Here is a 13142-nt window from a genome sequence, read left to right on the forward strand (position 1 = left end):
CAAAAGCTCCTTTCTAAAGGGCTTTTGTTTTTAAAGGCATTTTTTTCCACTAAATATTCAAAGCTGTTAAAGGTCTTATCTGAAGTGATATTGAGGCTTTTAACTCTAAAACAAAATGATGCATCCCTTGGGCATCACTTTTCACGGTTTTACCAATAAATTTCAAATATTTTTTAAGGTTATATGCCATAGCCGATAGATGCATCACCTTATTGGCCTGTGCAATACCAATGGTATTTATCTTTCTAAGCCCCATAAATTGGGTAAGGGTACCAAATACCGGTTCTACCGTACTTTGACGTTTACTTTTCATATAACGCCCCTCCGAGCTGTTTACACGAACATTGTTACGCTCATACTCCGCTCGATAAAACGTCACTGTAAATTTCTTTTCCTGTGCCGATTTACCTAAACATTCGGAGCGAATGGGACAACCTATACAAACCCGCTTTGATGCCCTATATTCCTTTTTCCTAGTATTGTTCTTTTTCTCTATAAACTCTTTTTTAAAGGGAATGATTTTGCCTTGTGGACAGGTGTAATAATCTTGTGACTTATCATATGTAAATCCATCTGGACCACCCTTGTAAGTCCCATGGGGAGGTATAAAACTTCGTAAACCCTCTGACTCTAAAAAAGCATAGTTCTCGCCACTGCTATAACCTGTATCTGCTAAACAATTTCGCCATATCAGCCCTTGGCCATGCAATCGTTTTTTTAATCGGTTACTAATATCTTCTAAATATTGATTGTCCTTTCCCTCGGCATGATAGGCCTGAATATCCGTGATTACATGGTGAGCTGTATCCACACTAAGCTGGCTCAGGTAATTTAGTTTTCTCGCCTTACCAGGTTTGACACTGATCCTGGCATCGGGGTCGGTAGGACCGTAATGAGTCTTGTTGGAAGTGTATTTACTGCCCTTGTTGCCAGCTCCCGGGCGCTGGTCCTGGTCCAGTTGCCAACGTTTATTGCGGCTCTTAATGGCTTGTAATTCTTTAGTTGTTGCTGTAATTTCTTGCTGAGAAACTGTAGCTTTATTGACCTTAGATTTCCTTAACGGGCTTTTTTTTTATCCATCGAACTGATATGGCGGATCTTTTCCAAATGAGCACCTAAATCTGCTTTGGGGACTTTAAGCTCCAAACTGTCCATCGAGGCATTCGCCTTGACGGGTGCCGAATCCATGGCCTGGGTATGTCCTGATACCATCCCTTTATCTACACACATACACAATACCCTGGTAAATACCTGTTCAAATACAGACTCTGGATATAACTGGCGGGTACGGCTGATGGTTGAATGCCATGGTAATTCTTCATCGATATCATAGCCCAGAAAATATAGAATATCCAAGCGCATACTACAATGCTGTATCAATCGCCTATCGCTAATGATATTCTCTAAATAACCAACCAAACACAGTTTAAAGAATACAACGGGATCTATGCTCTTTTGTCCGCTTGAACCATAATAACTCCTGGTTAGCTCATAAAGGAAATCCAAATCCAAAACTTCCTTTAGTCTACGGTAAAAATTCTCTTTGGGAATACGTTCACTCAGTTGAAACTGAGCAAACAATTTTTCTTGATAATCTTTCTTGCCTTGCATATAACAAAATACGAAATTTCTGTATATTTATCAAGTGCTTGTGCAACAGGCACAAGGTATAAAAGCAATAGCTGTTTGTGTGAAAATTCGAATCGTTTTTGTTTTAAATTAAGTATATTGTTTCCATGAGAACAAGTGCATTTAATCTGCTACGGCTCATATACGAAACCGTAGTATTTCATCATAAATACCGAGGAACAATGAATTTAAAAAAAGTATTGTTTTATTTCCTATTAATAACTTTAGTATCATTTAGCTCAATAAAATATACAACAGGCCCATCTATAATCGAATCGATAATTCAACCAATCTCCATTAATGAAAAAGGAGAGATACTTTGTAAAACACGTTTCACTAAAAATGAAATGGGAGCATATAGTGAAATGAAAATAGAGTATGGATTTTGTATCATTTCGAATGGTACAATAATTGAATTTAAAACAAAAGTTATTGAGGCAACACCTGATCCATCCTATTATGAGCAAAAAAACTATTGGGATGAGGTATTCAAATCCAAAACGAATCAAAAACAATTAAATGAAATAAAAAAAGACATTCTTAAAAATGAATATGATTTTCACTTAATTAATGTAGCTCCCTTTAAGATTGATAAAATACTATCAATTCTTAATTTCGAAAAAACAAAAAAAATATCTCTTAAAAACATTAAACAGAAAGGGTTACACAATGCTCTTAGTAAAAAGTATTTTAATGATAAGAAAGTTCGTTTATTATACGATTTTGGAAATATTTTAATTTTTGATAACACTAATGACATTGATAATAATGCATTAGAATTAGAAATAGGAGCTGATTTTGACTATTATAATTCCTATAATACAATGGTTAACGATAAAGGCGACAAAATTAGTTTAGGATTTGATATAAGTAAAGTGACAGGCGTAATATTTCTCAAATAGATTGTGGAAATAAAAAACGAAAACACAACACTGTATAAAAAACATAGGGTGGTTTAAGTTTGTTCGAAAGGTTTAGGCTAATCCGCAATGTCGCCAAATATAAAATTTGGTGTTCAATATTGAAGATAAACACATAATCTTTAACTTGTGTAAACTATGTATCTTAGCGAACATTAAGAAAAAATGAAAAACATCCTCAAATTAATAGAAGAATTGGAAGGTCAAGGAAAAAGGAAAGTCTATGACCAAAAACAAGTATTTGTGAGAGAAGGGGAAATACCTAATAAAATCGGTTTCATCAAAAAAGGACTTTTTAGATACTACTATTTGACAAATGAAGGAAAAGAGTTTACCAAAGTATTTATGAAAGAGGGAGATATTATTTCATCATATACCTCAATGATTTCTAGAGAAAAGTCTTACTATACAATTGAAGCAATTGAAAAATCTGAAATAATACAAATAAGTCTTCATCAATGGAATAAGCTTAGAAGAATAGATTCTAAATGGGATAAACTGCTAATTGCGTTTCTTGAAAAAGGATATGGTATTAAAGAAAAAAGGGAAAGAGAATTTTTATTACTGGATAGTGAAAATAGATATAAAGCATTTTTGGAAGAATATCCAAATCTCGAAAATAGAGTTAGACAACATATGATTGCTTCTTATTTAGGAATTACACCAATTGCATTAAGTAGAATAAGGAGAAAAATGAAGCATATAAACCTATGTTAATGATTTTCAGATGACAGGTCAGGAACTTTGCTTTTTTAATCAAAATAGAGATAACATGAAAAAAGTAATTCCACCTGTTTTATTCATCCTGTGCGTCCTACTAATAGTTGGATTAAATTTTTTATTACCTGAACAAACAATTTTAAAACCTCCGTTTTCTTATGTGGGAATAATTTTAATAATTGCGGGTTTAGCAATTATGAGCCAAATAAAAAAATTGTTTGATAAGGTAAATACTGAAATTCATACTTTTAAAAAACCAAGACAATTAGTCAAAAAAGGATTGTTTAAGTTTAGCCGAAACCCAATATATCTCGGATTTACAATTTCTTTAATTGGTGTTTGGGTTTTAACAGGCAATTTAATCGGACTAATTGGAATCTTGATTTTTTTCCTGATTTCTAATTTTTGGTATATTCCTTACGAGGAAAGGAGTATGGAAAAAGAATTTGGGTACGAATATAAATTGTATAAATCCAAAGTAAGAAGGTGGATTTAAAAAGTAAATACTACCGCCTCCGCTACCGTCAGTTTTTAACTGGTGGCAGTTCTGCAAAGTTTTAAGCTTTCAAGCTCTTCGAAGTTATCGATTTTTAAGAGTTGATCTTTCTTATATTTGGTTTTCGCATAATAAGAAATAAACGCAATTTATTGCCCTTATTTAATTGTTATGAGGAATGACTAAAATTTCACTGAAAACAGGGGTGATGGGAAGAAAAGATAATATCTATTTTTGAAATCTGGGAGTTCTAATCTGACTTCGTATGAATACCATGCATAGAAAGACAATCGAAACTACAAAGAAGAATAATGGAAAAACTAATTGGTTATACTTGTATTATATTAGGGGCTCTAATTATTTTTGTAGTTGTTATTCTTTCTAAGCAACAAATAGGATGGTCAATTATTAAAGCTAGTATCTGTCTTGCTGTTCCTATATTATTACTTTGGGTTTCTTTTTATATGGGCTTCTCTTTAGCGGAAAGCATTATATTTGATCAACCATACCAACTGTTTTTTTTGGGAATTCTTAGCCTTTTAGTTTTTTTATTTAGTGGTTTCGAGATGAAACATCTGCCATCATTTCTGGTGTTTTTAATTGGTTTTATGATCATATATTTTGGTCTTTTTATGGTACTTGTTATTGCAAATATGCGTATTGGGTTTTAGTTAGAACGTGTAATAAAATTCAAAAAAAATCTGTATAGAAAAGATAAAACTAATTGGGAGATAAAGAGGAAACCTCATAACACAAAATAAAGGCATTAAAATGACTTTTTATTTAAGACGTTAGCAAACATTAGAATGAAATACGCAAAAGACATAGACTTGAAAATAGGTATTGGAATAAGCCTTTTAGGAATATTAATTACTTGCATATTTGTGTGGTTATTTTCAAGTTCTTTAATTGTTCCTTTAGTATTTAAAAGAGAAAAGGTTAGTAACAGCTTTGATTTCAATTCCTCTTTACATTTTTCTGTTACACTCTTTAATGAAATTTTTAGATTAAACTAATGAGTACTATAGGAAAGAAAAGACAGTTAACATTTGAAAAGAAATATGCACTATTAGGGATCATTATCACTGTGACAATAGGGTTACTGTACTATTCTAAACAATCTATGATAGGATTTCCTGATAGCCATTTTACAGAATATGATAGGTTTTGCAAGGAAAAACTATATCCTTATTTTTTAAGTTTAAATACTATATTTTTATTAGGATTTATTTTATCTGCTTTTTTAAAGAAAAAATCTAAACAGATTTTTATTTTATATATAAGCCTCTTAATTATATATCTAATAATTGAGTATTATTTATCCATAAACCTCGAAAATGGACAAGGTGGCTAGATTAGGAAATATAAAATAACGTTTGCTAACACTGGTAGCCGTTTCACAAACCCCATAAAACAATAAAAAAAGCGCTCAAAACTGAACGCTTACAATATTAATATTATATAAAGATGATTAAATTAGAATAGTTTATCTATTCATTCATATGTTTAATTTCATGAATAAAAGTATCTAAATCTACATCATTGCTTACCAAAACCAATGCCTTATCAACAATATATTTTACATTTTCAGAATGGAACCCAAGCCCTACACCAATTTTTTTCAATAAAGTAAATTCAGGATCCCCTTTAATGGTATCTACGTGTACCATTCTTACTAAATCGTACAAGCGTTCCAAACGTGTATCGTAAGATACCGGAGGGTTAATTGGGTGCGATTGATAATTTTTTAAAATAGTTTTATAATTACCTTCAGAGATCTCTAATCTCTGTGCTAACCTATCTAAAAAGGCTTGTTCCTCATCGGTAATGATACCATCATCCATAGCAATACGCACTATGGCCGCGAAATGGCTCTCATTACGCTTTTTAAATCCACTATCAAATAAATTTGAAAACGACATAATCTTTTGTTTTAAAGTCGTGCAAACCTACATATTTTTTATATAAAATGAAATGAAAATAAGATAAAGTAGTCCCTGTTTTGTTAAATATTAACAAATAAAAAATATGCAGAGAAAATATAAATAGAAGAAGTCCTTTTTTATATTGAAAAAACGAGACTGACTTAACCCTTGCCTATCTGTAAACCCAATACCTAATCGTGATTTTTAAAAACTATCAAATTTCATTTATATTTAACTTCTAAAAAAACTGTAAATCCTATATTTGTAGTCTTAAAACACGAAATGAGGTGAGTAAAATCATGCTTGAACAAACCTACACACAAACTTTGCAAATGCAAAATTTGCAAACGACTATGTCCCAATCTCAACCTCAAGATGCTGTTCAAGCCAAGCCAAAGATGCATTTAAAGGGACTTGTAGGATCTGTTTTTTCATTCGTTATTTCCAGTATTTTCAAACAGGCAGAAAAACCGTTTTTAATTGTTTTTAACGATAAAGAAGAAGCGGCATTTTATTTAAACGATTTGGAGCAGCTTTGTGGTGATAAAGATGTGCTGTTCTATCCAGGAAGTTACCGCAGGCCATACCAAATAGAAGAAACCGATAATGCAAATGTACTATTGCGTGCTGAGGTATTAAACCGTATTAACTCACGAAAAAAACCAGCCATTATAGTGACATATCCTGATGCGCTTTTTGAAAAGGTAGTCACCAGAAAAGAACTGGAGCGTAATACATTAAAAGTATCTGTTGGAGAAAATGTATCTATAGATTTTGTAAACGAAGTCTTATTTGAGTACCAGTTTAAACGCGTTGATTTTGTGACCGAACCTGGAGAATTTTCAGTGCGAGGCGGTATTGTAGATGTGTTTTCATTTTCACACGATGAACCCTATAGAATTGAGTTTTTTGGTGATGAAGTAGATAGTATAAGAACCTTCGATGTAGAAACGCAACTTTCGGTAGAACAGATCAAGAAAATTAATATCATCCCGAACGTTGCCAATAAATTTTTAGAAGAAAAAAGACAAAGCTTTTTAAAATATATTGCCCAAAAAACAGTGATTTGCTTAAAAAATGCAGACTTGTTCTTTTCAAGAATTGACGATTTTTATAGCAAGGCGGAAGAGGCTTTTAAGACCCTTTCTACAGACATTAAACATGCCGAACCCAGTGAGCTGTTTTGTAATTCAACCTTGTTGAAAAAACAATTATTGGATTTTTCAATTATTGAGTTTGGTACACAACCAGTCTTTTGTCATTCCGAACATAGTGAAGAATCTCAAACTATTCAGTATAACACTACTCCACAGCCATCTTTTAATAAACAATTCAATCTTTTAATAGAGGATTTAAATACCAACCATAACAAAGGTTTTACTAATTACATTGCCTGTGTAAGCGAGCAGCAAGCAAAACGTTTTCATGATATTTTTGATGATGTTAGTGCTGAGCGTAGCCGAAGTATAGAAGAAACCGTTTCTTATCAAACAATTGTACTGTCCCTATATCAAGGGTTTATCGACCATGACAACAAAATTGCATGTTATACCGACCATCAAATTTTTGAACGCTACCATAAATTTCATCTTAAAAATGGTTATGCCAAAAAGCAGGCCATTACACTAAAAGAGCTTACTAATTTAGATATTGGTGATTATGTCACACATATCGATCATGGAATTGGTCGTTTTGGTGGGTTACAGAAAATAGATGTAGAAGGCAAAAAACAAGAAGCTATAAAACTGGTCTACGGTGAGCGAGATGTTTTGTATTTGAGTATCCACTCCTTACACAAAATAACCAAGTTTAATGGCAAAGATGGAAAACCGCCTAAAATTTACAAACTCGGCAGTACCGCATGGAAGACTTTAAAACAAAAGACCAAAGCGCGAGTAAAACATGTCGCATTTAATTTAATAAAGCTTTACGCAAAGCGTAAGACGAAGAAAGGTTACCAGTACAATCCAGATAGTTATATGCAGCATGAGCTGGAAGCTTCTTTTATTTATGAAGATACTCCAGATCAAAGTACGGCAACTGCAGATATTAAAGCTGATATGGAAAGTGAGCGCCCCATGGACAGACTGGTTTGTGGTGATGTGGGTTTTGGGAAAACCGAAGTTGCTATTCGTGCGGCGTTTAAAGCGGTCGATAATGGAAAACAAGTAGCCGTTTTAGTCCCTACCACCATTTTGGCCTATCAACATTCCCGAACGTTTAAAGAGCGCTTAAAAGATTTTCCTGTTACGGTCGATTATGTAAACCGATTTAGAACAGTCAAAGAAAAACGCCTAACCATAGAAGGTCTGGAAAAAGGTGAAGTCGATATTATTATTGGCACGCACCAACTTGTAAATAAAAATGTAAAGTTCAAGGATTTAGGCTTACTAATTGTCGATGAAGAGCAAAAGTTTGGTGTTGCAGTAAAAGAAAAATTAAAAACGTTAAAAGATAATGTTGATGTATTAACATTAACGGCAACCCCTATACCAAGAACCCTTCAGTTTAGTTTAATGGCGGCACGCGATTTATCGGTTATAACAACACCTCCACCCAATCGTTATCCTATAGAAAGTCATGTGATTCGTTTTAGTGAAGATACCATTCGTGATGCCGTGAGCTATGAAATTGAACGTGGCGGACAAATATTTTTCATTCATAACCGTATAGAAAATATTAAGGAAGTGGCAGGCATGATTCAACGTTTGGTACCAGATGCTAAAATTGGTATCGGGCACGGACAAATGGATGGTAAAAAACTGGAACAACTTATGCTAGCTTTTATGGATGGCGCTTTCGATGTTTTGGTAAGTACCACTATTGTTGAAAGTGGGCTCGATGTACCTAATGCCAATACTATTTTTATCAATAATGCCAATAATTTTGGGCTAAGTGATTTACACCAGATGCGGGGTCGAGTGGGGAGAAGCAATAAAAAAGCGTTCTGTTATTTTATCACGCCAGAATACTCGGCTATGACAGACGATGCACGAAAGCGTATTTCGGCCTTGGAACAGTTTACCGAACTGGGCAGCGGTTTCAACATTGCGATGAAAGACTTAGAAATTCGTGGGGCAGGCGATTTATTAGGAGGTGAACAAAGTGGTTTTATAAATGAGATAGGTTTCGATACCTATCAAAAAATACTCAATGAAGCAATTGAAGAACTGAAAGAAAATGAGTTTAAAGATCTGTATAACGAGCCCGAAGAAGACAAAGTTTATGTAAAAGAAGTTACGATTGATACCGATTTTGAATTACTTTTTCCAGATAATTACGTTAATAATATTACAGAACGACTAAACTTGTACACACAGCTTAATAATTTAAAAACAGAAGAAGAATTAAATGTTTTTGAAACAGAGTTATTAGACCGTTTTGGAGAATTACCAGAGCAGGTGACCGATTTATTAAATAGTGTCCAAATTAAATGGCTAGCTACTAAAATAGGTTTCGAAAAAGTCATTATGAAACAAGGAAAGTTTATAGGTTATTTTATTAACGACCAACAAAGCAGTTTTTACCAAAGTAGCAACTTTACAAAAGTATTACAGTATGTACAGACACATTCAAACGATTGTAAAATGAAGGAAAAACAAACCCGAAATGGGTTACGTTTAATGCTTTCATTCGATGATGTAAAATCGGTGAAACAAGCACTAGAAATATTAAAGCCTATCGTGGCTTAATTATTGTTTTAATTTAAAAAATGTCATTCTCGCAGAAGTGGGAATTAAAAAATAAAGTATCATTTTGAAGCGCTTATTCTTTTTATCAGTTTTATTACCGAGCATTCTTTTTGCCCAGCATACAATTCGTGGCAAATTTTCACCTGCAAAAGATTATAATGTGGCTTTATTGTATAAAGTAACCCCGACGGTCTCAGATTATATTACAAATGCTGAAGTAGGAGCAGATGGCAGTTTTCAGTTTAAGTTAGATGCTAATGCAGCGAAAGGGATGTACAGAATAGTATATGCTGTACCGCAAGAAGATTACAACTTTGATATTATTTTTAATGGTAAAGAAGATATAGAGCTTACTTTTAATTCTGAAACAGGAGTGACTTTCTTAAATTCTATAGAAAATAAATTATTGGCCTCTTATACCGATAGTATGTCTATGGTTACTCAAAGTCTTGGGAATTATTTCAGACAACAAAGTAAGGACACGCTAGCATTAAAAGCTATTTTTAAAACTCAGGCAGAAACGCAATCGAGTTTTGAAACCGCTGCAAAAAATACAATTGCACTTCATTTCATAAAAGCCAATAAGCCATATATCCCCAAAGAATTTAAAAATATGGAGACTTATGTTAATAATGTAAGAGCTCATTATTTTGATTTTGTAGATTTTAATAATGAAATACTTCAAAGTTCTAGTTTTTTAGAAGAACGTATGTTAAATTATGTATTTGGTATGTCGTTTAAATCGGTAGACGAGATAGCTGGTTATATGAAGAACGTAGATGTGTTTTGTAAGGCCATGAAAAGTACGCCGATAAAAGTTAAGAGAATTTTATTGGCTAGTTTGTGGCAGCAAATGGCCGATTTAAGCCATGAAGATGTTGCCAACTACATTGCAGAAAACTATTTAATGGATATTGCGGTGTCACTAAACGACCAAGAACTTTTACATGGGTTAATTTTATATAAAAACCTTTCTATTGGCAATGTGGCTCCCGATTTTTATTTAGAAAAGGGTGAAGTTAAAAAGGAATCTACCAAGAAAATGAGTACTTTAAAAGTAGCAGATCGCTACATTATTTTATTTTGGAGTAGCACCTGTTCGCATTGTTTAAATGAAGTACCGCAATTACAAGCATATCTTAAACCTAAAGGAAAAAATCAAGTAAAAGTTGTTGCTGTTGCCTTAGAAGAAGATACTGCCAATTGGAAGCGTTTAATAACCGATTATCCAGAATTTATACATGTTTATGGTTCTGGAAAATGGGATAATGAGATAGGTAATGATTATGGGGTTACCGCAACACCAACTTATTTTGTTTTAAACAAAAACAAAGAAATTATTGCTAAACCAGAAGATTTTGAAGCTTTAAAAGTTTTTTTTGAAAACGAAAAGGAATAGTTTTTAGGTCAAACTCTTTTTTTGCAGTACCTAAAAAATAATTCAATCAGGTCTAAAAAACTATTAAGGCACCGTAAATTACTGTTATTTATAGTGTAAGTTTTGTTTTTGTGACGGGCATTATTTAAACTTAGCTTTATCTTTTTCTAACAACTAATATTAAATAGTTGCCATAAAGTCAACAAGGTTCATTCCCTTTTTCAATTTTAACTTTTTTCTTAATCTGTACCTAGATGTATGTGCACTCTCTATTGTGATACCTAACAAAGAGGCCATCTCCTTACTAGAAAAACCCAGCTTAACCAAAGCACAAAGTTTTAAATCCGTTTGACCCAAATTAGGGTATTTATTTCGAATTTTATCATAAAAACTTTGATTTACAGAAGTAAATCTAGCCTCAAATTCTTTCCAATTACCACCAGGAGAATTTTGAAAACCAGTAATCATGTTATGAATTGCCCTCTCATCTATCGTTTCACTTTTAGAAATACTCTCCTTTAGTTTAACTATAAACTTTTCTTTTTCAATTAATTGCAAGGCAGATGCAGTAAGTTCTCTGTTTTTCAGCTTCATAACTTCATTGGTCTTTTCTTTTTCCAACTTATGTTTTCTTCTTAAGTTTCTAAAAAAGAGAATGCCATACATTAGTAAAAAAACAACAACAACCCCCATTAAAATATTTTGTAAAAAACCTATCCTTTTTTGGTTTTCAAGCTTTTCGATTCGTGCCTCTTTAAGCAGTGCTTTCTCTTTTTCTTTCTGAAGTCTATATCGGTCTTTTATTTCAAATAAATGTTTGTTGTTCTTACTTCTCCTTCCAAATATTTTTTCATTCAATTCTTGTGCTTTATTTTTAAAATGAAAGGCTTCTTTATAATTGCCTTCATTATAATGTAACTCAGATAATGCTTCGTAATTAAATTGCTTATAACCCAAATGCTTGTTATACATTTCCGAAAATTTAAGCGATTCTTTATAGTGATTCACACTCTTGTCAAAGTTACCTTTTAGCTCATTCACCTTACCTATTAAAAAATAAATTACGGTTAAATATGAAGGGTTTTTCGTTTGGAAAAATGCTTTAGCTTCGTTTAGTTTGTTAAGGGCTCCATCGTAATCTCTACCTACTACAGCATTATAATAAGCCTTCTCAGACTCCAAGTAGTACGATTTCTTATCAGGGTCTATTTTGTTTAGGGCTAGCTGACAGCTATCCAAATAAACCCGAGTCATTATTAGATCGTTATTTACTCGATAACAATTAACTATAGCAAAGTAATTGCTAACTAAATAATCTCTACTTATTTTCTTTTGCTCAACTAGTTTTTTCTTAAGTTTAAGAGACCTATTGAAATAATGTAACGATTCTTCTTCCCTTCTATAAGAATTATACAACCACCCCAATTCTTGGTAAATTCTAGCTTTGGAAATATTATCATTAGACAAGTCGGCTAGAATTAGGGCATCCCAGTAGCCATCATATGATTTCCCATAATCCAACACATTGTCATACAATGCCGAAAGCTGGCATAAACTATTAATAAGATTTATTGTATCCTTTTCGGTAGAATAATAATCAATACCTTTCTTTAGGTAATAAATGGCACTATCTAAATTTTTAGCAGTTAACAAATCCGCCTTATCAATGTATTTATTGGTACTGTAAGGCTCTTGCGCATTAACACATAAGCATACCATAAAAATAATAGCTGTAAGTATTTTTTGTAAACTCAAACTCTTCTGCATTTCCTAAAATCTTATCTTATATTAATTTTTTAACTAGACACCATATCATTTATTACTGAACAGGCTATAGGGCATTCAAATCAATTTAAATATAACACTTGATTAGTTACAGACTATTAAAATTAGGGGGTTTTTTATGATTGTTCAGTTTATATTGATTAATAAAACAGAAAATTTTTACATGTTAAAATTCATATTTACTAAAATATTAACACAAAAACTGCCAATATACTAATATAGGGCTATTTTTTTGTATTAAAAACTTATATGCGAAATAACGGACACATCTAGTTAAAGCCAAGAAATTTATGATTCTTAAAAAGCAGTATGTAAAAGCACATTTATTATACATTATGGAGTTAAACATTTTAAATAGGAGATTATAGGCACATAAATAAACCCACTACTAGCTCTATAGTAAAAAACAACAATAGAATATAATTTGTAAATGAATTCGTCCTAGTCAAAACCAAAAAGAGTTTCATAATGGCCTAAAAGACCTTGGCAACAAGTGATCTATTGAATTTCTTCTAGCCTACAACCATTATAGGGAGGTTTAACCATAATCAAAAAAAGAGACTACTACAACAAATAATTTACTTGCGGTAAAAATTA

At 32.4% G+C, this 13142-nt stretch carries 9 protein-coding genes and 1 pseudogene; 7 read left to right on the forward strand and 3 right to left on the reverse strand.

Annotation, left to right across the window (positions count from 1 at the left end):
• Positions 1 to 49 precede the first annotated feature (49 nt).
• Positions 50 to 1611: pseudogene (locus HHX25_RS21570) on the reverse strand (IS1182 family transposase).
• 125 nt (positions 1612 to 1736) lie between these two features.
• Between HHX25_RS21570 and HHX25_RS07565 the strand changes: the two are divergent.
• The 5 genes from HHX25_RS07565 (at position 1737) to HHX25_RS07585 (ending at position 5119) form a co-directional block, all read left to right on the forward strand.
• The gene (locus HHX25_RS07565) at positions 1737 to 2531 is read left to right on the forward strand and encodes a hypothetical protein (RefSeq protein ID WP_169671801.1); all 795 of its coding nucleotides are present in this window, start codon (positions 1737 to 1739) and stop codon (positions 2529 to 2531) included.
• 183 nt (positions 2532 to 2714) lie between these two features.
• Positions 2715 to 3266: a Crp/Fnr family transcriptional regulator gene (locus HHX25_RS07570; RefSeq protein ID WP_169671804.1), complete on the forward strand. Its 552-nt coding sequence runs from the start codon at positions 2715 to 2717 to the stop codon at positions 3264 to 3266.
• 55 nt (positions 3267 to 3321) lie between these two features.
• A complete protein-coding gene (locus HHX25_RS07575; protein WP_169671806.1) occupies positions 3322 to 3765 on the forward strand; it encodes a methyltransferase family protein in 444 nt (147 codons plus the stop codon).
• 311 nt (positions 3766 to 4076) lie between these two features.
• Positions 4077 to 4436, forward strand: coding sequence for a hypothetical protein (locus HHX25_RS07580; RefSeq protein WP_169671808.1), 360 nt, complete (start codon positions 4077 to 4079; stop codon positions 4434 to 4436).
• 344 nt (positions 4437 to 4780) lie between these two features.
• Positions 4781 to 5119 carry a hypothetical protein gene (locus tag HHX25_RS07585; protein WP_169671810.1) on the forward strand — a complete coding sequence of 113 codons (339 nt, stop codon included), beginning with the start codon at positions 4781 to 4783 and terminating at the stop codon, positions 5117 to 5119.
• A 136-nt stretch (positions 5120 to 5255) separates the two neighbouring features.
• Here the strand turns inward: HHX25_RS07585 and HHX25_RS07590 are convergent, their stop codons facing one another.
• Positions 5256 to 5687, reverse strand: coding sequence for a tellurite resistance TerB family protein (locus HHX25_RS07590; protein WP_169671812.1), 432 nt, complete (start codon positions 5685 to 5687; stop codon positions 5256 to 5258).
• Between the two features lie 302 nt (positions 5688 to 5989).
• Here HHX25_RS07590 and mfd point away from each other — a divergent pair, with 302 nt between their 5' ends.
• Positions 5990 to 9382: a transcription-repair coupling factor gene (mfd, locus tag HHX25_RS07595; RefSeq protein WP_205958017.1), complete on the forward strand. Its 3393-nt coding sequence runs from the start codon at positions 5990 to 5992 to the stop codon at positions 9380 to 9382.
• Between the two features lie 64 nt (positions 9383 to 9446).
• Positions 9447 to 10781: a TlpA family protein disulfide reductase gene (locus HHX25_RS07600; RefSeq protein ID WP_169671816.1), complete on the forward strand. Its 1335-nt coding sequence runs from the start codon at positions 9447 to 9449 to the stop codon at positions 10779 to 10781.
• Between the two features lie 159 nt (positions 10782 to 10940).
• Here HHX25_RS07600 and HHX25_RS07605 read toward each other — a convergent pair whose 3' ends face one another.
• On the reverse strand, positions 10941 to 12527 hold the full coding sequence (locus HHX25_RS07605; protein ID WP_169671818.1) for a hypothetical protein: 1587 nt from the start codon (positions 12525 to 12527) through the stop codon (positions 10941 to 10943).
• Positions 12528 to 13142: the final 615 nt, after the last annotated feature.

Origin of the sequence: Flavivirga algicola, from assembly GCF_012910715.1 — a bacterium.
In the GTDB taxonomy this organism is placed as follows: Bacteria; Bacteroidota; Bacteroidia; order Flavobacteriales; family Flavobacteriaceae; genus Flavivirga; species Flavivirga algicola.